Annotated in this window: 15 protein-coding genes; 12 read left to right on the top strand and 3 right to left on the bottom strand. The window is 61.7% G+C overall.

The genetic code is table 11. The features are described from left to right. From ACFQ4G_RS19500 to ACFQ4G_RS19465, 8 genes are all read left to right on the top strand, one after another. Window positions 1–949 (top strand): C-terminal helicase domain-containing protein (locus ACFQ4G_RS19500; RefSeq protein ID WP_379040884.1); only part of this gene is annotated, 949 nt, incomplete at its 5' end. A 57-nt stretch (window positions 950–1,006) separates the two neighbouring features. Continuing rightward, window positions 1,007–1,612, top strand: coding sequence for a type IV toxin-antitoxin system AbiEi family antitoxin domain-containing protein (locus ACFQ4G_RS19495; protein ID WP_238209216.1), 606 nt, complete (start codon window positions 1,007–1,009; stop codon window positions 1,610–1,612). Further along, on the top strand, window positions 1,605–2,513 hold the full coding sequence (locus tag ACFQ4G_RS19490) for a nucleotidyl transferase AbiEii/AbiGii toxin family protein (protein WP_238209217.1): 909 nt from the start codon (window positions 1,605–1,607) through the stop codon (window positions 2,511–2,513). Before ACFQ4G_RS19495 ends, ACFQ4G_RS19490 begins: the two co-directional genes overlap by 8 nt. A gap of 14 nt (window positions 2,514–2,527) precedes the next feature. After that, window positions 2,528–7,675 carry a DEAD/DEAH box helicase gene (locus tag ACFQ4G_RS19485; RefSeq protein WP_238209218.1) on the top strand — a complete coding sequence of 1,716 codons (5,148 nt, stop codon included), beginning with the start codon at window positions 2,528–2,530 and terminating at the stop codon, window positions 7,673–7,675. A 326-nt stretch (window positions 7,676–8,001) separates the two neighbouring features. After that, window positions 8,002–10,461 (top strand): DEAD/DEAH box helicase, encoded by a 2,460-nt coding sequence (locus tag ACFQ4G_RS19480; protein WP_238209219.1) that lies wholly within the window; start codon window positions 8,002–8,004, stop codon window positions 10,459–10,461. Continuing rightward, the gene (locus tag ACFQ4G_RS19475) at window positions 10,461–14,870 is read left to right on the top strand and encodes an N-6 DNA methylase (RefSeq protein WP_238209220.1); all 4,410 of its coding nucleotides are present in this window, start codon (window positions 10,461–10,463) and stop codon (window positions 14,868–14,870) included. The genes ACFQ4G_RS19480 and ACFQ4G_RS19475 overlap by 1 nt, the downstream gene beginning before the upstream one ends. After that, entirely contained in the window at window positions 14,854–16,836 is a 1,983-nt protein-coding gene (locus ACFQ4G_RS19470; RefSeq protein WP_238209221.1) for a DUF2326 domain-containing protein, read from the top strand. The genes ACFQ4G_RS19475 and ACFQ4G_RS19470 overlap by 17 nt, the downstream gene beginning before the upstream one ends. A 17-nt stretch (window positions 16,837–16,853) precedes the next feature. Further along, complete coding sequence (locus tag ACFQ4G_RS19465; RefSeq protein ID WP_238209222.1) at window positions 16,854–17,606, top strand: HNH endonuclease; 753 nt, start codon at window positions 16,854–16,856, stop codon at window positions 17,604–17,606. A gap of 395 nt (window positions 17,607–18,001) precedes the next feature. Here the strand turns inward: ACFQ4G_RS19465 and ACFQ4G_RS19460 are convergent, their stop codons facing one another. After that, window positions 18,002–18,979, bottom strand: coding sequence for an aldo/keto reductase (locus ACFQ4G_RS19460; RefSeq protein ID WP_238209223.1), 978 nt, complete (start codon window positions 18,977–18,979; stop codon window positions 18,002–18,004). Window positions 18,980–19,077: 98 nt separating this feature from the next. Between ACFQ4G_RS19460 and ACFQ4G_RS19455 the strand changes: the two genes are divergently transcribed. Further along, on the top strand, window positions 19,078–19,995 hold the full coding sequence (locus ACFQ4G_RS19455; protein ID WP_238209224.1) for a LysR family transcriptional regulator: 918 nt from the start codon (window positions 19,078–19,080) through the stop codon (window positions 19,993–19,995). Between the two features lie 63 nt (window positions 19,996–20,058). Here ACFQ4G_RS19455 and ACFQ4G_RS19450 read toward each other — a convergent pair whose 3' ends face one another. Beyond that, window positions 20,059–20,313 (bottom strand): cupin domain-containing protein, encoded by a 255-nt coding sequence (locus ACFQ4G_RS19450; RefSeq protein ID WP_238209225.1) that lies wholly within the window; start codon window positions 20,311–20,313, stop codon window positions 20,059–20,061. Window positions 20,314–20,353: 40 nt separating this feature from the next. Continuing rightward, window positions 20,354–21,523: a hypothetical protein gene (locus ACFQ4G_RS19445; protein ID WP_238209226.1), complete on the bottom strand. Its 1,170-nt coding sequence runs from the start codon at window positions 21,521–21,523 to the stop codon at window positions 20,354–20,356. Between the two features lie 108 nt (window positions 21,524–21,631). On the opposite strand from ACFQ4G_RS19445, the gene ACFQ4G_RS19440 reads away from it, so the two are divergent. The 3 genes from ACFQ4G_RS19440 to der all read left to right on the top strand — a co-directional run bounded on the left by ACFQ4G_RS19440 (window position 21,632) and on the right by der (window position 24,467). Further along, on the top strand, window positions 21,632–22,237 hold the full coding sequence (locus ACFQ4G_RS19440; RefSeq protein ID WP_238209227.1) for an NnrU family protein: 606 nt from the start codon (window positions 21,632–21,634) through the stop codon (window positions 22,235–22,237). A 94-nt stretch (window positions 22,238–22,331) separates the two neighbouring features. After that, a complete protein-coding gene (locus ACFQ4G_RS19435) occupies window positions 22,332–23,045 on the top strand; it encodes a tetratricopeptide repeat protein (RefSeq protein WP_238209228.1) in 714 nt (237 codons plus the stop codon). A 63-nt stretch (window positions 23,046–23,108) separates the two neighbouring features. Beyond that, window positions 23,109–24,467, top strand: a complete 1,359-nt coding sequence (der, locus tag ACFQ4G_RS19430) for a ribosome biogenesis GTPase Der (RefSeq protein WP_238209229.1) — start codon at window positions 23,109–23,111, stop codon at window positions 24,465–24,467. Window position 24,468 lies beyond the last annotated feature (1 nt).

The following is a 24,468-nucleotide window of genomic DNA, read 5'->3' as shown; positions in this document are numbered from 1 at the left end:
ATCCGCACAGCGCGCTCACGGACCTCAAGGGAAAACGGTGGGGTTCGCTTCGTCATGGCTCCATCCTCGCAAGAGTTGGGGCCTCCGGAAAACCCGGCGCGGTTCAGATGGTGGCTTTGAAAGCGTCTTGGACGAGCATTTCTGGCTGCGCGCGCAGAGTTTGCCTGAGGGCGCTGCAGGTCTGGCCAAGGATTTGGAATCCTCACTCGGACTGCGGGCCGGCAGCTTCAGCTTTCATGGGATCGGCGGTCAGCCGCACAAAATACCGGTGCGCTGCCATGTCGCCGTACCGTTCGGGGATGCCGAGACTGAGCCTGCCGTCAAAGTGGAGGGCGGCGTCGCGCAGACCGCTCCAGTTCGGCCCGACGAAATCCGCCGAAGCTTCAATACGCCCTTTTGGCCGCATGTGCTGGCCACGACATCTGTCGGCCAGGAGGGATTGGATTTCCACCCTTGGTGTTCGCATGTGGTTCATTGGGACCTCTCGTCGAATCCTCTTGATCTTGAACAGCGCGAGGGCCGTATCCAGCGCTATGCTGGACTGGCTGTCAGGCGTCGGCTCTCGGCAATGTTGCGCGATGAGGTGCTGAGAGACGTCACCGCCGCAGATGGTTCGCCGTGGCAATGCTTGCAGCGTCATGCTGAGCGTTTCGGCGATACCAGCGGCCTCCGTCCTTGGTGGGTGCTCGAAAAGGCGGAAATCAGCCGGCACGTTTTCGAGCGACCTTTCGGTCGGGATGTAGCGCGGTTTGCTCAACTTCGCGAGCAACGCATGATCTATCGACTTGCGCTTGGCCAGCCCAACCAGGAGGACTTTATCGACGTGCTATCACTCGGCGGCGAGGCGACGCGCGCCCTCTTGCAACCCCTCGTTCTAGACCTGTCCGCCATGGGGCTTCGGTCCACGACGCCAACCATCGGGCACCTTTCCTCGCCCAACAAAGAGTGATACAATTCCTCGGAGAATAGGTCTTATGTTCCGAGTTTTCGTATCGTGCCACCATCCATGTCTCAACGCCAGATCGCCCATACTGTGCTGACCGCGCGCGGAATTTCACGCCTGGCTGAGCTGCGCGAGGCTGGCGTAACAGCCGCCACCATGAGTCGCATGGAACGTGATGGCGAGGTGCTTCGGCTCGCGCGAGGACTTTATCAACTTTCCGATGCGCCTCTCGACGTTCACCATAGCCTCGCAGAGGCCTCCAAACGGGTCCCCAAAGGCGTGGTTTGCCTCGTTTCAGCCCTGGCTTTCCATGGTCTGACCGATCAGCTCCCGAGGCAGGTTTGGCTCGCCGTAGGTCAGAAGGACTGGTCCCCGAAACCCGAAGGCACGCCCATCCGGCTGGTACGTTTCACCGACCGTCTGCTGAAGGAAGGCGTTGAAACCCACGCTGTCGAGGGGGTGGCCGTGAAGGTCTTCGGCGTTGCGAAGACGATCGCCGATTGCTTTCGATATCGGAACAAAATTGGCCTGCCCGTGGCGATCGAAGGCCTTCAGGAAGCGCTGCGCCAGCGCAAAACGACGCCGGGCGAGATTGCGAGGCAGGCTGAGCGAGGAACGGTCGCCACGGTCGTTCGGCCCTATCTCGAAGCGCTGACCGCCAATGGCTAAGGAGATCAAGAACATCGGCGCCTCGGTTCGCGCCCGCCTGTTGCAGGTCTCCAAGACGAGCGGCCAGACCTTCGATCTTGTCCTGACCCGCTTCGCCTTGGAGCGGCTGCTCTTCCGGCTCAGTCAGTCACCCCATTCCGACCGCTTCGTGCTGAAGGGTGCAATGCTGATGATGAGTTGGTTCGATGACCCGCACCGCGGTACGCGCGACCTTGATCTGCTAGGCTTCGGCGATCCGCGCGGGGAGCCGATGCTGGCGACGTTTCGCGAAATCCTGGCACAGGAAGCTGCCGACGGCGTGGAATTCGATGTTGACGCCCTCCGGGTCGATCGAATCCGTGAGGAACTGGAGTATGGCGGCCTGCGACTGCGGACAACAGCATCGATCGGCGGCGCCCGGATTAGTCTGACGATCGACATCGGCTTTGGCGATGCGGTGGAGCCTGGCACCGAAGAACTGGACTATCCTTCCATGCTGGATTTTCCCATGCCTCGACTTCGTGGCTACGCACGGGAAACCGTCATTGCCGAGAAATTCCAGGCGATGATGGCGCTGGGTCGGGCTAATAGCCGGATGAAGGACTTCTACGACATCTGGATTCTCAGCAAGTCCTTCGATTTCGCCGACGATAGGCTTGCGCGCGCGATCGCGGCGACGTTCGCGCGGCGGGCGACGCCGATCCCTGTAGACCTGCCCGATGCACTAACGCCGGCTTTCGCCAGCGATGAACAAAAACAGCGTCAGTGGATCGCCTTCGTCAGAGATGTCGCGGTAAATCCGGGGAAATTTGAAGAAGTCATTGTCAGTTTAGCAGAATTCCTGATGCCGCACGCTGTACAAGCAGCAAGTTCAATTAGTAGTAGTTCAAAATCAAGGCCAGATATCTCAACCACGAGGTAACTGGGAGGGGCGCCGTGGACATCTTCGATCTCGATCAAGCGCTGATAGCGCGATATGAATCATTCGCTCGCTCCTTCTCGGAGATCCGCGCGCCGGAAATCCGTGCTCAGGTGGATGCTGCCTATAATGAGCAGCGTTTTTGGCCTGAGCCCCTGATCACCATCAATCCCCGCTTTGAGTCTGGCCATTCTGTTGATCAGCTCGTCGCGCAAGAAGTACTCGATCCAGCTCTTAGCAGGATATTCGCAGCAGGCCCTGACCGGACGCCGATAAAGCTTCACCGCCACCAAGATCGCGCTGTTGCGAAGGCGCGTAATGGTGAAAGCTTCATCGTGACCACGGGCACTGGGTCAGGAAAGTCGCTGTGCTTCTTCTTGCCAATCGTCGATGCGGTGGTGCGCGCGCGGCGCGCAGGCGAGCCGCAGCGGACGCGCGCGATCATCATCTATCCAATGAACGCGTTGGCCAACAGCCAGCTTGAGGAGCTCGACAAATTCATCGGCGGCTCTGGACTCCCGGAGGAGCTGCGCCCGACCTTCAGCCGCTATACCGGCCAGGAGAGTGATGCAGAACGACAGGCGATCGCCAAGGCCAAGCCCGATATCTTGCTGACGAACTTCATGATGCTCGAGCTGCTCATGACGCGCCAGGATGAACTCGATCGCGCCGTCATCGCCAATGCAGCCGGCCTGGATTTCTTGGTGCTGGATGAACTGCATACCTATCGAGGCCGTCAGGGGGCGGACGTCGCGATGCTGGTGCGCCGCGTGAAAGACCGCCTCGTCAAAGAGCGAAAGCTGCTGTGCATAGGTACTTCAGCGACTATGTCGAGCGCGCACGAGGAGATCGAACGCGCGAGCGCCGTTGCTCGCGTCGGCAAGCTGATTTTCGGGGAAGAGCTCAGCTCGGCATCGATCATCGATGAGAATCTCGCCAGGGCGACGGACCCACAGATCAACAACACAAGTGTCGGAGCAGCGCTCTCGAATGCGGTTCTGGCGCCAATACCGGAAAGTCTGACGGACGAGGAGTTGTATTCTCATCCACTCGCTTGCTGGATCGAGACTGAAATTGGGCTTGTCGAGGGCGAGAAACTGCGGCGTCGCCCGCCCATGACCTTGAGTGATGCGAGTTCCAAACTCGCTGACCAGACAAACATCCCTTCCGAAAAATGCAGAGCTGCTGTTGCGGGGATGCTGTCGTTAATGGGACGCCCCGAAGATCTTCGGGGTGGCGTCAGTGACCGGGCGTTCCTGGCGTTCAAGCTTCACCGATTCATTTCTGGCGCTGGCCACGCCTACGCAACGATCGAGCCCGTGAGCGATCGGCGTGTCGTGCTGGAAGGACAGATATTTCATCCATCCGATCCGAACGCGCGCCTATATCCAGTCTTCTTTTGCCGGGAATGCGGTCAAGAGCACCACAGCGTTCGGATTGAGAGTGCACTCGATGGTGTTCGCGTTCTCGCACGACCGATCGATGACGCGGCAAGCGAGAACCCGGAACCGGATGGCTCCCGGACGGGCTTCCTGGTCCCTTCGATCAATGTTGACTTCTTGTTCGGGGGAGCTGTCGCCGACTATCCGGATGATTGGCAAGAAACGACGCCAGCGGGACAAGAGCGGCTAAAAGCCGGGCATCGGGGCAAGCACGAAGGGCAGCTTCTCCTTGTGAAGCCTGATGGATCGCTCGCCGATGACGGAGTGCCGGCTTGGTTCTTCGCCGGCAAGTATCGCTTTTGCCCTCATTGCCGTCATCAGCCTCCACAACAGGCGCGTGACATTAATAAGCTGGCGGGCCTATCGGCCGAAGGGCGGAGTTCTGCGACTACGCTTATCGTCTCGACCATCTTGGCATGGATGGAGGCGGACGGCACGCTTGAGGAAAGCGCACGTAAGCTTCTAGGTTTTACTGACAATCGCCAAGATGCTGCTCTGCAGGCAGGGCATTTCAACGACTTCATTTTCGTCAGCTTGCTTCGGGGCAGTATCTTGCGCGCTGTGCGTGGCGCAGGTGAGAAGGGCCTTTCAGATGTTCAGTTTGGGGAAGCCGTTCGCAAGGCGCTCGGCTTCGACCTCGAAGAAACCGACCGTTTGTCCGACTGGATGGCGGATCCCCGTGTAAAGGGATTTCATAACCGCCAAGCTGGCGAGGAAGTGCTGACGTCTATCCTGGCACACCGCGTCTGGGCGGATCTTCGGAAGGGCTGGCGCTTCACGAATCCTAATCTCGAAGAGGCGGGCCTTGTGGAGGTTCGGTTTCCTGGGCTGGGTGAGCTTGCGGGCGACGACGAAGAGTTCGCCGAAAACCCGCGACTAGCGACCGCCACGCCCCAGCTGCGGGCTAGACTCTTCAACCTGCTTTTCGACTATATGCGTCGCGGCCTTGCCATCGCAACAGAAGCGCTTGATCGCCAGCGGATATTGCAAGTCGCCGAGACGTCGAGGAATCACCTCCGCGACCCCTGGCTTATCGATCAGAACGAGGAGCAGGAATTGCGGCAAGCCGGATTCCTGATGATCGACCCGCCAAGTAAGGCGGAGATTAGTGCAGCGGAAGATGTGCTGATTGTACGCGGCGGCTGGCGGACGGGGTTGAGTAAGGCCCTTCGCAGCAAGGATGTCTGGGGTGAGCCGCTACCCGTCAAAGAATATGACGATGTTATCGCTACGCTTCTGAGGGCAGCCGAAAACCACCAGGTTATTCGCCGGGTGGTCACGGGCGGCGAGGCTCCTGCGTGGCGCCTTGCATCGACGGCCTTGCGCCTCTTTCCCGCGACCAGAAGGGCGGATGGGAAACGCGAGAACCCATTTTTCCGCACGCTTTATGAGGAAGTCGCGGAGATGCTCGGACAAGATGGCGACTTGCCCTTTTCCTTCGAGGCTCGAGAGCACACCGCTCAGGTCGACCAGAAGGTTCGAGCTTGGCGCGAAGACCGGTTCCGGTTCGGGAAGCCGGATATCGAAAGAATTGCCCAAAACCGAGATGAAATGCGCCAGGAAGGCGAGCCCGCCAGCTTCCTTCCGGCTCTGTTCTGCTCGCCGACAATGGAGCTCGGAGTTGACATCAGCGCGCTGAACACTGTCTTTCTCCGGAATGCGCCGCCGACGCCCGCGAATTACGTGCAACGGGCCGGCCGGGCTGGCCGCAGCGGTCAAGCGGCGCTTGTTGTCACCTATTGCGCCGCCCAGTCTCCCCATGACCAATATTACTTCAACAATCGTCAAGGGCTTGTCGCGGGCGTAGTGAAGCCGCCGGCCTTGGATCTTGCCAATCGCGATCTGCTGCGAAGCCATCTCCACGCAGAATGGTTGGCGGCGGCCATCGTGCCGCTAAAGCCGTCTATCCCCGAGAATTTGAATATGGCGACACCGGAGATGGCCGTCTCAAATGAGATTAAATCCGCCTTCGCAAAGCTCGTCGCGAGTGGAGCGGCAAAACCCACAATGCGGCGCCTGCTTGAGCGAACAGCCAGCGTGGTCGAGCTGGCCGATGCGCCTTGGCTGGCCGATATCGATGCCTTTGTTGATGAAACCGACAGAGAGGCTGCGCAGAATTTCGCAGGCAGCTTCGGCCGCTGGCGGGAGCTCTACCAAAGCGCCCGCCGTGAGCAGGATGAGGCTCATCAAATTCAGCAGAAAACGTCATTCAAGCCGGGCGAGCGCAAGGAGGCCGCACGTCGTCATTTCCGTGCGACAGAAGAGCTTGACATGCTTGAGCGCGGACAGGCTTCGAACGGTTCAGATTTCTACACGTATCGCTATTTAGCGACCGAAGGATTTCTGCCCGGCTACAATTTCCCGCGACTACCGCTCTATGCATTCATCCCTGCGACCAAACGTGCGGCGGTCCTGCAAAGGCCGCGCTTCCTCGCCATCTCCGAATTTGGTCCTAACAGCCTAATCTATCATGAGGGGCGGGCCTACCGGGTCGTTCGTGCGAAGCTGCCGGCGCATGGCCGCCTCGATGATGGCAAGCTTGCCACCACGACCCTCATCTTGTGTGCCGAGTGCGGAGCAGCGCACTCCGATAACAAGCTGGAGCGATGTCATGCTTGCAACGCGTCGCTAGCCGGTGTGGATCGTCTCGATAACGTCTATCGGATCGACAATGTTGAAACCGCACCGTCGTCTCGCATCACAGCAAATGATGAGGACCGCCAAAGGCGCGGCTTTGAGATCCAGACCGTCTTCCAGTGGCAATTCGAAAAAGGCGTTCCTGATATCCGCACGCTCACATTGCGTTCGGAGGGCCAGCCGCTTCTTCTCCTCGATTATGGCGCACGCGCAAAACTATCGCGCGTCAACAATGGGCTCCGCCGGCGCAAGTCCAAGTCGATCAGAGGCTTCTGTATTGATCCCACATCGGGACGCTGGGTCAAGGACACGCTGAACGGTGGCGACGACGACGATATCGATGTCACGACGCCGAAGTCGCAACGGATTGTTCCGATAGTTGAGGACCATAAAAACGCCCTTCTGCTGCGCCCGATCGAAAAATTCAATGAAGCGCAAATGGCGACGCTTCAGCACGCGCTCCTGCGAGGCATTCAGATTGTCGCCGAGTTGGAGGAAGGTGAGCTGTTGGGCGAGCCCTTACCGAAGCGCGATGAACGTAAGGCAATACTACTCTATGAAGCAACGGAAGGTGGCGCCGGCGTGCTCAATCGTCTCGTTTCCGATCCGCGCCGTATGGCAGAGATCGCGCGCGAGGCGCTCAATCTGATGCACTATGATTTGCCCTCAAAGGGCGAAGGCATCGTCGAACGAGAGGATGCCTGTGTCGCAGGCTGCTACCGCTGTCTGCTCTCCTATTTCAATCAGCCCGATCATAACCTGATCGACCGCCGCGACCCAGAGGTGACGTCGTTCCTCTGCGAGCTTGCGAAGCCTGTGATCGCGGACACGCCGGATGACGAGGTTGATGGCCCTTGGCACCGCGCGTTCCGGCGGTGGGGCTTGCCTGCTCCCTCGACGCGCAAGATCGGCGGCATTTTGTACGACCTGTATTGGCCCAACTTCCAGGTGCTAGCAGTCCCGGGATTGGTGCCGGCGGGATTGGCGGTGACATGTGCAGATTTGGGGGTGGACCTTGTCAAGTTGCCCGATCAGCCCGGAGAGACAGCTCCGATTGAACTAATAGAGCTTTTGGGGGCGGCATAGTGGACGCAATACGATTTTCACCGGGTGATCTTGTCGAGGTACGGGGACGCGAATGGGTCGTCCTGCCGTCGCCTGACGATGACATCCTCAACATCCGGCCGCTTTCAGGGTCAGAGGCCGACGCGCAGCGGATCGCGCTCGCGCTCGAGGCAATCCCGGTGAGGCCCGCTCGGTTTTCGCCGCCCGAGTTAGATCAGCGGGACACCCAGGATGGTGCGCGCCTCCTAGCAGATGCCTTGCGTCTATCGCTCCGTCGCGGAGCCGGTCCCTTCCGCAGCGCCGCTCATCTAGGCGTCGAGCCCCGTGCTTATCAGTTGGTGCCGTTGATGATGGCGCTGAAACTCCCTGTTGTGCGCCTGCTGATCGCAGACGATGTTGGTATCGGTAAAACGATTGAAGCTGGCCTCATCGTCCGTGAAATGCTTGATCGTGGCCTGATCGATCGCTTTTCGGTTCTCTGCCCACCACACCTCGTCGAACAATGGGTTGGCGAGCTCGCCGAGAAATTCGATATCGACGCCGTGGCCGTCACATCGGCCCGGGCTCGGAGCCTTGAGCGCGGGCTGCCAGCCGCGCAAAGCCTCTTCGAGGCCTATCCCCACACTGTCGTCAGTCTCGATTACATCAAGGCCGACAGCCGACGTGACGAATTCGCGCGCGCATGCCCGTCGCTAGTGGTCGTCGATGAAGCCCACGCCTGCATCGGTGGCGCGCGTGGTCGGCATCAGCGGTTTGAACTCCTAGAGCGCCTGGTCGCCGATGAGGATCGCCACATGCTATTGCTGACCGCGACGCCACATAGCGGAGACGAAGCCGCATTTGACCGCCTGCTGGGACTGATCAGTCCAGATTTTGCCGGCGGCCCGCAAGGAGACGAAAATGCCCGCGCTCGATATGCGCGTCGGCTGGCCCAGCATTATGTCCAGCGTCGTCGGCCGGACATAATGGAGTCCGGCTGGAACGAGAAACGGACTTTCCCCGTCCATCAGGTGAAGGACGAGTCCTTCAGTCTTATCGGCGACTTTGCCGCATTACACGATCGCGTCCTAGACTACTGCCTGGCGGTCACGGAGCGGGCCGGCGCCGACCAGCGGAGCCGCCGACTCGCGTTTTGGGGGACACTGGCGCTCATGCGATGCGTCGGCTCGTCTCCCGCAGCTGCGGCCAGCGCGCTCCGCAATCGCCTCAGCGGGGTCGCAGACGAGGAGGCGATGCAGCCTGTCGTCTTTGACGAGGATGAAGGTCTTCTCGACCAGGGCGATCTCGAACCCGGAACCGCCACTGCCGATGCCGAAGAACGGGCCGAACTCGTCGAGTTGATAGCAATGGCGGAGGCGCTCGATGGGCGCCGCGGGGAAGACCCCAAAGTCGCCCGTCTGCTGAAGCTCTTGAAAGGGCTGCTCAGAGACGGTGCGACACCTGTGATTTTCTGCCGGTTTATCGCCACGGCCGAGGCGTTGGGCGAAGAGCTCCGCAAGGCGTGGCCAAAGGCCGACGTAGCTATCGTCACCGGTCGCCTGACACCCGAAGAGCGGCGGGCCCGGGTCGACCGCCTCGAAGGATCGGAGAGCCGAATCCTGGTCGCGACGGACTGCCTCTCCGAGGGCGTCAATCTGCAATCATTGTTCGACGCAGTAATTCATTATGATCTTAGTTGGAATCCGACCCGCCATCAGCAGCGGGAGGGACGCGTCGATCGATTTGGCCAACAGTCACCGATCGTTCGATCGGTGACGATCTTTGGCGAGAACAGCGCGATCGATGGAGCCGTGCTGCAGGTCATCTTGCGCAAGGCGGAGGCAATCCGGAAAGCTACGGGCATCGCGGTGCCCATGCCCGAAGACAGCGAAGGTGTGACCTCGGCGCTGATGCAAGCGCTTATGCTTCGTGCCGGAGGGCATCGCGAGCAGCTTGCCTTCGATTTTGGTCTGTCGAGCGAGCGCCTCGACAGCAAATGGCGCGATGCCGAAGAGAACGCGAAGGCGAGTCGCGCGCGATATGCCCAAGGTGCGTTGAAGCCCGAGGAAGTATTGCCGGAATGGCGACAAATGCGAGCTCTAAACGGGGGCCCGACCGAGGTTGCCCGTTTCACGGATCGAGCTCTGAAGCGCGTTGGGGCGCCATTGGACAAAGCCGGGCAGCATCAGCTCGTTCATCTCGATGCGATGCCTGACGCCATCAAGGAACGCTTGGAAGCGCGCGGCCTCCGCGGAACGCGAAAGGTTGGATTTCAGGACGATCCCACTCCGGGAGTCACGCATTTGGGTCGGGTTCACCCGCTCGTCGCCAGCTTGGCGGAGAGTCTCGCGGAGGGGGCCCTGGATCCTGACGGTGCTGCTTTCCCGCCGCTCGGTCGCTGTGGAGTTTGGCGAACCCGGGCTGTCGATCAGATGACGACACTATTGTTGTTACGTCTTCGCTTCAAACTCATCACCAGTGGGCGCACAAATCGGTTGTTGCTTGCGGAGGAAGCCACCGGGCTTGCCTTTCAAGGCATGGCCCCCGAAGCCGGACTGACAGGTCTTTCAGCGCTTGCGCTCCTGGAACCTGAAGCGGCCGGCAACCTAGATGAGCAAGCGATCGCACGCCAACTTCAGCGTGCCCGTGAGCGGTTGGCGGCCTACGAATCCGCCATAGCGGCGTTCGCCGCCGAACGAGGGGCCGTGTTGTCTGAAGATCACTTGAGGCTCACGGAGGCCGCCCGCGGTGGCGCGACGGTCGATGTCGTGCCGGTTCTGCCCGCCGATGTGATTGGGCTCTATGTCCTCCTTCCGGAGGGCGAATGATGGCTCGCCATCTCAAGCGTGTGGCCGACATCGGGCTCACTGCCGTCTCAATCGAGGGCGGACTCATTTCACCTGATCAGGTGGCGGTCATCGCCGCTACGGCGCCGGACCAGAAGGCAGCCGCCGACTATGGCTGCCCGAAGGGGACGAATCTGCGGGATGAAATCACCCGCTATTTCAGGATCGGCCAAGCCCACTGGCAGGCGTACGCTAGGTTGCCGACGCCCAATGTGATTCAGACCACCGCCTTCGTAAGAAGCCTCCTCGAGGAAGCGTTCGGATTTGAAGCTCTGCATGGTCCCAATGTTCATCACAGGGATGGGCATACCTATCGCGTCACGCTTGAGGCCAAGGGCGGCAGGGTGCCTATCGTGGTTGCGGCCCCGAAGCCGGACGGTGAGGCATTCACGAAAGCGCTGCCGCAGCTAGGCGATGACCATGATGGGACGATCCCGCGGCGTTCACCCGGCGTGCTGCTTCAGGATTGGCTGAATGCCAACCCCGACTTCTTGTGGGGAATGGTCTTCGCCGGAGATCGTGTCCGTCTCATGCGGGACAACGCGAGTTTTACCCGTCCCGCTTATATCGAAGCTGATCTCGGAGCGATTTTTCGCGACGAGATGTTCGCAGACTTCACCGCAACATGGCTGCTGATCCATGCAACGCGCTTTGGAGGCGAGCACGCGCCAGCTGTCGATTCTGCTCTCGAACGGTGGCGTGAGGCCGGGCTGAGAGCCGGCACTGCGGCGCGCGAAAGGCTCGGGGAGAGTGTCGAAGAGGCGCTCCTCGCGCTCGGGCAGGGCTTCCTGGATGCAAATCCGGACCTTCGTGCAAAGCTGGACGAGAATCGTCTCGGCATCCAAGGGTGGTTCGAGCAGCTTCTGCGCGTGGTCTACAGGCTGATCTTCCTCGCGGTGTCGGAGGACCGCGATCTCCTGCACGGACCGGATGCATCGGCCACGTCACGCGACCTCTATGCCTCTGGCTACGGCTTCGGCCACATGCGCGAACGCTCGGCCCGCCGATCCGCTCACGACCATCATCATGATGCCTGGGAAGGGGCGAAGATCGTTTTCCGAGGGCTGGAGCGCGGCGAAAGGCTTTTGGGTCTGCCGCCGCTTGGGAGCCTGTTCGCGCGGGGCCAGACTCCGGATCTTGACGACGCGAAGTTACCCAATAGAGCATTTCTGCGCGCGGTCTTCCATCTAAGCTGGTTGATCGAGGACGGGCGCCGTGTCCGTATCAACTGGCGTGATATGGCGACGGAAGAGTTAGGTTCGGTATACGAGGGTCTGCTCGAACTTGTACCCACGCGTGAAGATAATGGCCGACGTTTCTGCTTTGCGGGCGGCAGCGAGGCACGAGGGAATGCGCGCAAGATCAGCGGCAGCTACTATACGCCGGACAGCTTGGTTCAAACCTTGCTCGACAATACTCTAGACCCCGTGCTTGCTCGCGCCGAGGCTGAGGGCGGCGCCGACGCGATTCTCAAGCTCTCCGTCATCGATCCAGCTTGTGGCTCCGGCCATTTCCTTCTTGGTGCCGCGAGGAGGATGGCGACGCGGGTAGCGTTGCTGCGAGACAGCGAAGCGCCAGACTATCCCGCTGCGATGCGCGATGTCGCGCGCCATTGCATTCACGGTGTCGATCGCAATCCCATGGCCGTGGAATTGGCCAAGGTGGCCATGTGGATCGAGGCGGTCGAACCGGGCAAGCCACTGACTTTCCTCGACAGCCACATCCGATGTGGTGACAGCCTCGTTGGGGTCTTCGACCTGGCCGTGCTGGGGGAAGGTATCCCCGACGATGCCTATAAGCTGCTGAACGGCGATGACCGCGAAGTCGTCAATCACTACAAAGCTAAAAACCGTCGCGAGGAAGCTGAACGCGGTCGGATTGAAAATGGCTTTGGCTTCAATCGCCAAAAGGACCTGGCCCGCGATCTTGCCGCGCTGGCTGACATGCCCGAAGAGACCGTTGATCAAATCGCGGAGAAGCAGTCGCGCTTCGAGGCGCTTATGAGCCGCGGCGCTGCTGCCTGGACAGTGGAGCGCGCCTGCGATCTATGGACCTCAACCTTCTTCGCGCCGAAGATCCAAGGTGGACAATATGCAGGCCCCGATGGTCTGCCGCGACGTGGTGCCGAGACCGTCGCGACATCAGGCACGGTGTGGGAGCTTCTACGTGGACACGAGCCATTTGGACCGCTCTCCGGCGTGGTCGCCGATCTGGCTGCTCACTACCGTTTCTTCCACTGGCCCATCGCCTTCGCTGACGTAATGGGTCGCGGCGGCTTCGATGTTGTTCTCGGCAATCCGCCTTGGGAGACAATGAGCCCGGACAATAAGGAGTTCTTCGCGTCCTACGACCCGCAAGTCCGCTTTATGTCTCCGTCTGACCAAAGAGCCGCGTTCGAGCATCTTCTAGAAGATGCTTCCATCGCTGCCTTATGGGACGAGCATTGCCGCGATCTTTACGCGGCCGTGCATTTCATGAAGTCCAGCGGACGATATCGCCTCTTCGCCCCCGGTAATCTCGGCAAGGGCGACTTCAACGTCTATCGCATGTTTGTAGAAAGTGCGCTCGCTCTGACGCGTCCGGGTCGGGTGGCCGCGCAGTTCGTGCCCGAGGGGCTCTACAATGGCGCCAATGCTACTGCAATCCGTGGCGAGATTTTCGATCACCGTCGACTAGAGAAGTTGGCAGGCTTCGAGAACACCAAGGGAATTTGGTTTCCATCGATCGACACCCGTACCAAGTTTTGCCTCTACGTCGCCTGGCGAGACGGTCGGACTGAACAATTCGGCGCGGCATTCAGGGTCAATACTCTGGAAAAGCTGGCCAACTTCTCGGCAGGGCGGGTACTCAGCATTCCGACTGATCTGGTCGCCGAATTCTCGCCGGACGCCCGGTCGGTGATGGAGTTCGCCGCGCAAGAAGACATCGACATCTGCACGAAGATGTATTCCCGCTACCCCAAATTTGGCGAGCGGATTGAGGGGCAACCGTATCGCAGTTACATGGCCGAAGCGCACATGGGCAATGACCGTAGTCTGTTTGCCGAGCGACCGGACGGCTTGCCCCTCTTTGAGGGGCGGATGATCGACGCCTACGACTATCGGGCGAAAGGGTACTTGTCGGGGCGTGGTCGGTCGGCAGAGTGGCCGGATCTTCCATTCGGAACACCCGGCAAAAACGTTCAACCACAATGGCGTATTCTGCCAGAAAAAGTCCCTGACAAGCTCGTCGGACGGATCGACAAGTACCGGATCGGCTTCTGCGATGTTGCCAGCCCTACTAATTCACGGAGTCTAATAGCCGCGCTCGTTCCGCCGAACACGATCTGTGGCGACAAGGTGCCAACCATAACATTTGGAACCGACGTATATGACCTGCTCTTGTGGCTGGGTGTTGCCAATTCCATGGCGATGGATTTTGTGGTTCGTAAGAAGGTTTCTCTGAAGATGTCCTTCACCGTCATGGACAGTCTTCCATTCCCGCGAAATGGCAAAGCGCTTCCATCGTTCCAACCGCTTATCGAACGCGTTTATCAGCTTTGCGCCGTCGGTGATGAAATGGAGGCGCTACGAAAGGCCGCTTTGCGTGACGGAGTTGTTTCAGCCTCCATATGTGTCGAAGATGACCCGAGTCGAAGATCAGAACTCTCTGCCGAGATTGACGTTCTTGTTGCTCGTGAAGTTTACGGCCTTAATAAGCAGGAGATGCTCTATATACTCGATCCAGTGAATATTCTGGGAGAGAAGTGTGATATCGAAACATTCAAAGCGCTGCGCAACCGTGAAATTCGAGAATTCAACGAATATCGCACGCAGCGACTGGTGTTGGAAGCCTGGGATAGACTTGCAGGAACACAAATCGATGCACGCGCAACGGGGGTTCAAAGGCCTCCGCTAGCCGTTCTATCGGACGGCATGTGGGCTCGTCCTACACAGTCGCAATCCGGCGATGTTGGTGCGGCACTGGCAGCCATCCTCAAAGCAGTGGGCTCTCCGGCACCAATCAGGGATGTCCGCCTCGCGGCCGCGTTGATCCTAGAGCCACGGTTGTTCGTTTCCCTTTTGCCAGACGCTAAAGCGGCAGAATGGCGCCGCCTGGTGGGCTCCGAAGCTGATCCGCTCACAGGAAATGTCGCAGCGTTCGCGACGCGGAACAACGCTGCATGGGGAGCGGCTGTCCGCAATCATCGCGGCAATGGGCGACTGATTGAAAACCTCGGGGACGGCACGTGGGCGCCGGGTCTCGGGCTCGATGCGATCGATACGGCAAGTTGGCCAGATGGCCGCGCCGGTTTCGTGTTGGAGGCCCTGAAAAGCATCGATCTTGGCACAGCAGTGGATTCGCTGCCGGATGAGATACAGAGGTGGATAGAAGATGCCGCAGCAGCCTGACCTGTTAGGGCCGCAACCCCTCACCGTAATGCCAGCCGAAGGGCTGAACGGGCCGCGGCTTTGGGTCCGGCGTCTGGTCATCTGGAAGGAGCCTGGTGGGGAAAAGGTGCGAGACGTTGCCCTTCGCCCTGGGCTCAATATCGTCTGGTCCCCAGACGGAGCTGATGATGCTGCTTCGGCAGACCAGACCAACGCGATCGGGCACGGCAGTGGTAAAACGCTGTTTTGCAGGTTGATCCGCTATTGCCTTGGTGAGGATCGTTTCGCCACGGAGCCACAGCGGGATAGGATAGGCACCGCATTCCTGAACGGCATTGTCGGCGCCGAAGTCATACTCGACGGGGTATGCTGGGCGATCGTTCGGCCTCTCGGCGTTCGCCGTCGGCATATGGCTGTGCCGAATGGCAATCTCGATGAGATCGCCGCCGGCGAGGGAGCGTCGACTGGACTTGAGTCCTTCATCGAGGCTGTCGATCAGAATATCATTACCACCGAACTCGCGGGGTTGGTTCGCCCGCGGGCGGATGGACCGATTTGGCCGATCGCCCTGGCTTGGTTGACGCGGGACCAGGAATGTCGGTTCGATGACGTTCTGGACTGGCGATCGCCAACTTCGGATTCGGATTCGCCCATACCTGCTAGCGGTCAGGAAAAAGGGCCGAGGCTCGAGGCGCTGCGTGCCTTCCTGATGGCGATCACACCAGAGGAGCAAACGACCCGCGGTGAAGTTAATAGCCTCAACGAACAACGTCGAACCCTCGACCAGGAGATCGGCCATCGACGGTGGGAAATCGAACGTACACAAAGCCGCCTCATCGCTGCGCTTGACTTGGCCGGCCAATCGTTGCCCGAGATGCCGCTCTTGATCGATGTTATGCGCAAGTCCGCGGGCGAGCGCCTAGGGGCTGCAACGCAGCTTCCCGCCGGCGGCGGCACCGAACTCGCTACGGCGCGGAAGCAGCATGAAGCCGTGCGACTCGAGTGGATGCGCCTCGATGGAGAACGCATCCGCATTGAAACATCGATCCCGATCGAACAGCGAGTATTGAGCGAGATCCAAGGGGAACTGCCCGGGCTTTCCTATTCGCAAGCCGAGGCGGAGAGCCCGATCTGCCCAATTTGTGAAGTTCCGATTGATCGGGTTTTGGCTGAAGGGTGCAAGCTTTCGCACAAAATACCCGATGCCGAAGCATGCCAACAGCGTTGGGCGCAACGTCGGGTGGACTTCGATGCCCAAGGCAAGCGCCTTGAAGGCCTGCGCCACGAAAGCGTGCGGCTTCTCCAACAGATCGCGCTTGCGAAGCAGCAGTTGGATCAAGCTGCCATTCGCGTTGATGCAATAGAGAAGGCACGCGATACCCGGGAGGCTGCGTGGTACACGGCTAAGAGGGCTCAGGACGATGTTGAGCGTGTGGCCGAGCTCATCGACACTCAGGATGGGGCGATAAAGCGCCTTCGCGCACTTGGCGCGACACTCGATGGTGAAAGAGAGCGGCTCGGTGCGTTTCGCGACAAACAGGCGCGCGTATTCGGTCGAATGAGCGAGAAGTTCGACCCGATTGTTCGACGGCTGGTGGGGCACGACGCGAGAGGTCGCATTACGCTCTCCGGTAATGGACTTGAGCTTTCAGTCGATATGGGAGGCGACCGAACGACGGCGGCAATCGATTCGCTCAAAGTCCTAGCCTTTGACCTAGCCGCGATGTGTCTCAGTATCGAGGGGGCGACACGGGTCCCACCATTCTTGGTGCATGACAGCCCGCGTGAGGCCGACCTTGGTCTGTCGATCTACGGAAGGCTATTCGACATTGCCGAAGAATTGGAACGCATCGGCGGAACGCCTTTGTTTCAGTACATCATCACGACCACTACGGCTCCTCCGGCTGAATTCAGAGAGCCCCCGTATCTCCAACTCAAGATGTACGGCGATCCGCCTGCGCAGCGCTTGCTCGGTGTCGACCTATGACGGCCGAAACCCGTTTGATGACCTATCCGTTCGCACTACTCTCGGAGCTGCGCGACGCGGCGAACGATCACGGCTACCGGATCGGTCCCGAAGAAGCAGCCGGCTGGATCTTTTTCCGTTCGGCCAGCGCGCCGGCCGAAATCGGGCTGGCTGCCGCAAGTCCCTCCGGACCGTTCTTTTTGTCCGTGATGCACCAGGGCGTGGCGCGAACTCTGGGAGCTCCACCTGTATCCCCGTGTGCTAAGGGCCATGCAGCGGCCTTCGTGTTTGCTACCCGAGACGACCTGCATGCAGGGGTGCAGGCTGTGTACCAGCTATCGGTCAGTCTCCCTAATTTTCCCCTTGAGAAATATGAGAAGGCCGTCGCGGGCATTGGCGATACCGAAGGCGAGGGTGCACAGAAGTTCAGGATCGGGCAGAATATTTTTAGAGATGCCCTGATGGAGTATTGGAACGGGCGTTGCCCGATGAGTGGGATCTGCAGTCCAGATCTCCTGCGAGCGTCGCATATGATGCCATGGGCTCGCTGTGAGACGGATGCTCAACGGCTCGACGTGTATAACGGACTTCTGCTTTCTGCCTTGTGGGACGCCGCATTCGACGCGGGCTTGGTGACATTCGATGACGATGGAAAGGTTTTGCCCTCTGTTCACTTGGAGGATGCAGCGCAAGAAGCGCTGGCCCTCAATGAGGCGCCGAGGCTGGCGTTACGTGATGACCACCGGCCCTACCTGGCCTATCACCGCGACCACGTTTGGATTCGGAATTAGGCAGCGAGACAAGAGTGGCTCGCCCTGTTCGATGGCGTTGTCTTCCGCTGCGTGATATGCGTTCGGTGACGGTACTTTGCGACGCGAGCGATGACACCGCCGATCTATGCAAGCCGCAGAATATCGACGAATTGTCCCCGATAGCTGGCGAAACCTCAAAAAATATTTTGTCGCGGTTTCTCCTTTAAAATCAAAAGCGTAACTTTTTGACGGCCTCTGGGTCGGATTCTTCTCGCCGTCAGCACGTTTTTTACAGCAATTTCAATTGGTTATATGCTGTCTAGATAATCGAATGGGAGTGAGCCGTCCGTAGCGGCAAGATGGATTAGCCGGTCGCGACATCGGCCCCGTGCAATCGGCGAAGAACCGAGATGGCTTTGCCTGCCGTCGCATCATCATAAGACCTCGATCCCAGCCGTTCCGCCGGCCGCGTAGCGCGCACCTGCCACCGCATCGTTCGAGAACAGCGCGTCGAGTTCCGCGATCTCGTCCGACGACAGGACGAGGTCCACGGCCGCCGCGTTCTCGGCGAGCCGCGTCGCGCGGCGGGCGCCGGGGATCGGCACCACGCGCGGCGCCTTGTTCACCAGCCATGCCAGGGCGATTTGCGCGGCGGTCGCACCGCGAGCGGCCGCAAAAGCGCCGAGCGCGTCGGCGAGGCGCTGGTTACGGGTCAGGGCCTCGCCCTGGAAGCGCGGGTTACCCTTGCGGAAATCGCCCTCGCTCAGGGCTTTCGGATCGATGGCCCCGGTGAGGAAGCCACGGCCGAGGGGAGAATAGGCCACGAAGGTCACGCCGAGTTCGTCGCAGGTCTCCAGCATCCCGTCCTCCGGTGCCCGGCTCCAGAGGGAATACTCGCTCTGGACCGCCGCGATGGGATGGATGGCGTGCGCGGCCCGCAGTGTCGCGGGCGAGACTTCCGAGAGGCCGAGCGCCCGGACCTTGCCCGAATCCACGAGCTTCGCCATGGCGCCCATGGTCTCCTCCAGCGGCGTCTCTGGATTGCGGCGGTGGCAATAGTAGAGGTCGATCGTCTCGATGCGCAGGCGCTTCAACGACGCGTTGCAGGCCGCTTCGATATAGGCGGGTGTGTTGTCGATCCGGCGTGATCCTCTCGCATCGCGCACGATGCCGAACTTGGTGGCGAGCACGACCCGATCGCGGCGATCTTCGAGGAAGCGCCCGAGCAGTTCCTCGTTGTGCCCGAGCCCGTAGGTGTCGGCGGTGTCGAGGAAGTCGTAGCCGATGTCGAGGGCCGCGCCGAGCGTGGCGAGGGACGCCGTATCTTCCGTCGGCCCGTAGAATTCGGACATGCCCATGCAGCCGAGGCCGGGGGCGGTGAGGCCGGTGGTGCCGAGGGGCCGCTTCTGCATCGGACAAGTCCTGTTCGCCGTATGGGCGAACTCTGACAGGATCGATCTCTTCCGATAAGTTGGACAATCCTGCATGAGCTGTTGAACGGGTTTCATCAATGCAGCGTGCCGACCTGTCGGATCTCGCCGCCTTCGCGTCCGTCGCGACGCATCGCAGATTTCGCAAGGCCGCCGTGGAACTCGGCGTCTCGCCCTCGGCCCTGAGCCACGCCCTGCGCGGTCTGGAGGCACGGATAGGCGTGCGTCTCCTTCACCGCACGACACGTAGCGTCGCCGTGACGGAGGCGGGAGCTATCCTCCTCGCACGGCTCCATCCCGCCTTGGCCGAGATCGCCGGGGCCGTAGACGCCACGCGACTGTTCCGCGACGAGGTCACCGGCAGTCTCAGGATCAACGCTCCGGGCGCGGCCTGCCGACTCGTCCTCATGCCGCTGCTGGCGCGCTTCCTGGCGCGCCATCCTGGCGTCGCCGTCGAGATCTCCGGCGACAACGCGATGACCGACGTGGTGGCGGAAGGATTCGATGCGGGCATCCGGATGGGCGAGCGCGTGGCGAAGGACATGATCGCCCTGCCCATCGGCGGCCAGCAGCGTTTCGCCGTCATCGGCTCTCCGGCCTATCTCGACCGGCACGGGGTGCCGCGAAGCCCGCAGGATCTCGCCTTGCACGCCTGTATCCGCCAGCGCTTTCCCAGTGGCCGCCTGTTCGATTGGAAGTTCGAGAAGGACGGACGGACCTGCGACGTTCCCGTTGCGGGATCGCTGACCTTCGGCGACCAGGAACTCATGGTCGAAGCGGCCAGTCAGGGCATCGGTCTCGCCTTCGTGTTCGAGGGCTACGCGGCGGAGGCCCTGGCGCAGGGCAGAGTCGTGCGGTTGATGGAGGATTGGTGCCCACCATTTCCCGGCTTTCACCTCTGCTATTCCGGCCGCCGCCACGTGCCGTCCGCCTTGAAGGCCTTCATCGACCTGACGCGCGAAGGGCAATTCCGCAACGACGGCTCAGACGAAGCGTGAATGCGAGGATGGGAGGAGGTTCACCTCCACCAGAACCGTATCGCTCGCGAACTCGGCCGCGTGTCAGGTCTCGGGTGGGAAGTGGAACACGCTCCCCGGTCCGAACGCCATCGATCCTCGTTCGGTCTCCAGGGTGCCGGACCCTTCCAGCACCTGCACGAACTGCTCGTGAGGATGGCTGTGCCGTCCGGCTTTGGTTCCGGCCGGGATGGAAATGCGCACGAGGCTTGCCCCGTCGCCTGCGAGATGGCGCTTGCCGACGCCGTTCGGCGACTTGGTCTCGGCCTGATCCGCCCAGGCGACGCAATGCTCGGTCATGTCCGATCTCTCCGTCGCCCGCAGATAGGCATGGATGGAGTCACGGCCAGACTTTGATCGCCAGCGGCCGCCGGACGAGATCGCGGTCCGAGGTCACGGTGCAGCCCTCCCGGCGAAGGGTGACGTAGGTGAGGTAGGCGGTGTCTCTGGCATCGTCGAAATTGCGCCCGGTAGCCCTGGGGTCGAGGAGCGATGGATAGGCGATGAGATCGCCCTTGGCCTTGCACGGATCGTCGTAGAGCGTCGATCCGCCCAGGAGCAGGCGTGGCTGGTCCCAGGTCAGGAGATCCCGAGACGTCGTCCAGTAGAAGCCGGATTCCGGGAACCGCCCGCCGGCGGCCGCCATGAACACCGCGATCCAGGCGCCGGTGGCGCGGTGGCGCACCAGCGCGCCGACGGGAGCCGGGAACGGTTCCAGCGGCTTGCATGTCTCGGAGAGCAGGGTCGGCTTGGTGTAGGGATCGGGGAAGGAGGCGGTGAAGCCGAGCCCGGTCCAGGCGCGCCAGCGTGACGGGTCGGAGGGCTTGTCCGTGCGGAACAGGCACACGCCGGCGGATTGATCGTCGCCCCCCGTCGACCAGCCGGTGGTGGCGATGAGAACGTAGCGCCAGCGCCCATCGGCGACGATGTTCGACGGGTTGAAGAACCCCCGCTGCCGCCCTTGGCCGACCTCCTGACGGAACGGAGCGCCTGCCACCACCGTCGGCGGCTCGGTTCGGCCGAAGCTGCGCCCGCCGTCGCCTGACGTGGCGACGACGATCGTGTTATACCAGCACTCGATATAGACCTTGGACTTGCAGCGGCCCTCGTGCTCGTTGGCCTGATACTCGTGATGGACGAGGGCCGAGACCGCCACGCCGTCGTCAGTCCATGTGGCGGTGATCCAGGAGCGGTCGTCATAGGCCGCCGGATCGGCCTTCTCGCCGGACTCGAGCACAACGGCGCAGTCGAGCTTGAGCTGGTCGAGGCTGGGACCGCGCAAGACCCTGTTGCGATAGTGCATCCCGAACACGGCGACGTCGCCGGAGGAATCCCGGAAGGCGCGCGCCGAAGCGTCCGGAACGTCCGCCCCGTCGCAGGCATCGCGGCCGGCCTTGAAGATAGTCGTCGGCCCTCCGACGAGCGTCAGGGCCGAGAGCGGTGGTTCCCCCCGTGCCGCGGCAGTGCCGGAGATCAGAACGAACAGGAGCAGAGCGAGGAGCCGCGTCATCGGGTGAGCCTGGACATCCGACCGAGTTTGGGTTTTGAACCGTTACAGTCTGCTTCACCCGGCCTGACGCGGATCCATCGATCCACAGGCACGATTCGAAGGCTCCTCATGCTCATCCTGATCCTCGGCCTCGTGCTGTTTCTCGGCACGCACGCCTTCTCCATGCTCAGGGCCAAGCGGGCCGGTGTGATCGATGACGTGGGCGAGAGCCGCTACAAGCTCGGTTACACCTTCCTGTCGGTGCTCGGCATCGTGCTCATCGCCTACGGGTTCGGTCAGTATCGCGCGAACGGCTATATCGCGGTTTGGAATCCACCGGTCTGGACGCGCCATCTCGCGTTGCTGCTGACCCTCTTCGCCTTCATCGCCATGGCGTCGGCCTACCTGCCCGGCCACATCCGGGCGCGGGCCAAGCATCCGATGCTGCTCGCGGTAAAGATCTGGACGACCGCCCACCTCCTCGCCAACGGCGACCTCGGCTCGATCCTCCTGTTCGGCAGCTTCCTCGCCTGGGCTGTCATCGCCCGGATCAGCGCCAAGCGTCGGGCCCTCTCGGCTGGGGCGGTGGCCGCCCAGCACGGTGCGGTCGCGGCTCCGGCGGGCTGGCGCAACGACGCGATCGCGGTCGTGGTCGGCTTCGTCGTATGGTTCGCCTTCGCCAAGTATCTCCACCCGCTCCTCATCGGCGTGGCCGCCTGGCCGGGTCAGGCCTGAGACTAGCCAGTCGCCAAGCCGGCCGGGCTGTGCTAGGCGCCGGGCTTGGTTTTCCTCAAGGCCGCCGATCGTATCGCGGTCGGCGTGAGACGACATGGCCGAGAACAACGAGTTCATCCGCGAGGTCAACGAAGACTATCGCCGCGATCAGGTCGCTCAGATCTGGAAGCGCTATAGTGGCCTGATCATCGCCGTGGCGGTGCTCGTGGTGGCCGGCGTCGGTGGCTATCGCTACTGGCAGCACGACCAGCGCGTGCGAGCGGAGGCGGCCTCCGAGAAGTTCGAGGCCGCCAATCGCCTCGCCAAGGACGGCAAGAGCCTGGAGGCCGACAAGGCCTTCGAGGCGCTGGAAGGCGATTCTCCGGCCGGCTACCGGATGCTGGCGCGCTTCCGCTCTGCCACCGAGACCGCCAAGCGCGACGCGTCCGCCGGTGCGGCGGAGTACGACGCCCTCGCTGCCGACACCAAGCTCAACGATGGCCTGCGTGATCTCGCGCGTCTGCGCGCGGCGCTGATCCGCCTCGATCAGCCGAACCCGGATCCGGCGCTCGCCAGCCTGCAGGGCCTCGCTGCCCCGACCGGCGCGTTCCGTCACACCGCTCGCGAGATGCTCGGCCTCGTGGCGCTGAAACGCGGCGAGTACGATGCCGCCGGGCGCTGGTTCGACCAGATCATCGCCGATCCTCAGACGCCGGCCAACCTTCGCCAGCGCATCGAGGTCTATGCCGCCCTGGTGGCCGGCGGACCGGTCACTGTGACAGCGGCGCCCGCGGCCGAGCCCGCCGCACCCCCGCCCGTGACGCGCTGAGCCGGATCCGGCACGCCGCCTGCACGACGTTCTTCTTTGTACGACGACTGAATCGAGACCACCATGGACATGCCGACCGTCGCTATCGTCGGACGGCCGAATGTCGGCAAGTCGACCCTCTTCAACCGTCTGGTGGGCAAGAAGCTCGCTCTCGTGGACGATCGCCCCGGCGTGACCCGCGATCGGCGCGAGGGCGACGTCAACTTCGGCGGATTGGTGTTTCGCGTCATCGACACGGCCGGCCTCGAACAGGCCGACGCGGATTCGCTCCTCGGGCGCATGCGCGCGCAGACCGAGACCGCGATTCTCGAAGCCGATGTGGTGTTGTTCGTCATCGACGCCCGTGCCGGCATCTTGCCCGCCGACCAGCCCTTCGCCGAACTGGTGCGACGTGCCGGCTGCCCGGTTGTGCTCATCGCCAACAAGGCCGAGGGCGGCACCGGCCTGTCGGGCGCCTACGAAGCCTTCTCGCTGGGGCTCGGCGACCCGATCCCGTTCTCGGCCGAGCACGGCGAGGGCATCGGCGAGTTGCACGACGCGCTCACCGAGGCGCTGCCCAAGCTCGACGACGAGGACGAGGAATACGACGACGATCCGTCGAACCGCTCGCTGAAGGTCGCCATCGTCGGCCGCCCCAATGCGGGCAAGTCGACCCTGATCAACCGGATGCTCGGCGAGGAGCGCCTGCTCGTCGGCCCCGAAGCGGGCATCACCCGCGATTCGATCTCCCTCGACTGGGAATGGCGCGGCCGCCGCATCAAGCTCCACGATACCGCCGGCATGCGCCGCAAGGCGCGCATCGACGACAAGCTCGAGAAGCTGGCCGTGTCGGACGGCCTGCGCGCCGTACGCTTCGCCGAGGTGGTCGTTGTGCTCCTCGATGCCACGATCCCGTTCGAGAAGCAGGACCTCACCATCGTCGATCTCATCGAGAGCGAGGGCCGGGCGCTCGTCATCGGCCTCAACAAATGGGATCTCGTGGCGGACCAGCCCGGCCTTCTGAAGAAGCTGCGCGAGGATTGCACGCGCCTGCTGCCGCAGGTGCGCGGTGTCTCGGTGGTGCCGCTCTCGGGGCTCGCCGGGGACGGCATCGACACGCTGATGAAGGCCGTCACCGAGACCTTCGAGGTCTGGAACAAGCGCATCTCTACCTCGAAGATCAACGACTGGCTCAACGAAGCGACCCAGCGCAACCCGCCGCCGGCGGTGGCGAGCCGCCGCATCAAGATCCGCTACGCCACGCAGGTGAAGAGCCGCCCGCCGCATTTCGCCCTGTTCGGCAACCAGCTCGACGGCCTTCCGAAATCCTACACCCGCTACCTCGTCAATAACCTGCGCGAGGCCTTCGATTTGCCTGGCGTGCCGATCCGTCTGTCGCTGCGGACCTCGAAGAACCCGTTCGACAAGGAAAACAAGGGCTGAC

Origin of the sequence: Methylobacterium marchantiae (assembly GCF_042679825.1) — a bacterium.
GTDB classification, from domain to species: domain Bacteria; phylum Pseudomonadota; class Alphaproteobacteria; order Rhizobiales; family Beijerinckiaceae; genus Methylobacterium; species Methylobacterium marchantiae.
The sequence above is the reverse complement of the archived record's forward strand: the minus strand, read 5'-3'. Positions and strand labels throughout refer to the sequence as shown.

Coding starts and splice junctions, on each gene's coding strand:
- ACFQ4G_RS19495 (WP_238209216.1), top strand. CDS start 1,007: ATGTCTCAACGCCAGATCGCCCATACTGTGCTGACCGCGCGCGGAATT.
- ACFQ4G_RS19490 (WP_238209217.1), top strand. CDS start 1,605: ATGGCTAAGGAGATCAAGAACATCGGCGCCTCGGTTCGCGCCCGCCTG.
- ACFQ4G_RS19480 (WP_238209219.1), top strand. CDS start 8,002: ATGATGGCGCTGAAACTCCCTGTTGTGCGCCTGCTGATCGCAGACGAT.
- ACFQ4G_RS19475 (WP_238209220.1), top strand. CDS start 10,461: ATGGCTCGCCATCTCAAGCGTGTGGCCGACATCGGGCTCACTGCCGTC.
- ACFQ4G_RS19470 (WP_238209221.1), top strand. CDS start 14,854: ATGCCGCAGCAGCCTGACCTGTTAGGGCCGCAACCCCTCACCGTAATG.
- ACFQ4G_RS19465 (WP_238209222.1), top strand. CDS start 16,854: ATGACCTATCCGTTCGCACTACTCTCGGAGCTGCGCGACGCGGCGAAC.
- ACFQ4G_RS19460 (WP_238209223.1), bottom strand. CDS start 18,979: ATGCAGAAGCGGCCCCTCGGCACCACCGGCCTCACCGCCCCCGGCCTC.
- ACFQ4G_RS19455 (WP_238209224.1), top strand. CDS start 19,078: ATGCAGCGTGCCGACCTGTCGGATCTCGCCGCCTTCGCGTCCGTCGCG.
- ACFQ4G_RS19450 (WP_238209225.1), bottom strand. CDS start 20,313: ATGACCGAGCATTGCGTCGCCTGGGCGGATCAGGCCGAGACCAAGTCG.
- ACFQ4G_RS19445 (WP_238209226.1), bottom strand. CDS start 21,523: ATGACGCGGCTCCTCGCTCTGCTCCTGTTCGTTCTGATCTCCGGCACT.
- ACFQ4G_RS19440 (WP_238209227.1), top strand. CDS start 21,632: ATGCTCATCCTGATCCTCGGCCTCGTGCTGTTTCTCGGCACGCACGCC.
- ACFQ4G_RS19435 (WP_238209228.1), top strand. CDS start 22,332: ATGGCCGAGAACAACGAGTTCATCCGCGAGGTCAACGAAGACTATCGC.
- der (WP_238209229.1), top strand. CDS start 23,109: ATGGACATGCCGACCGTCGCTATCGTCGGACGGCCGAATGTCGGCAAG.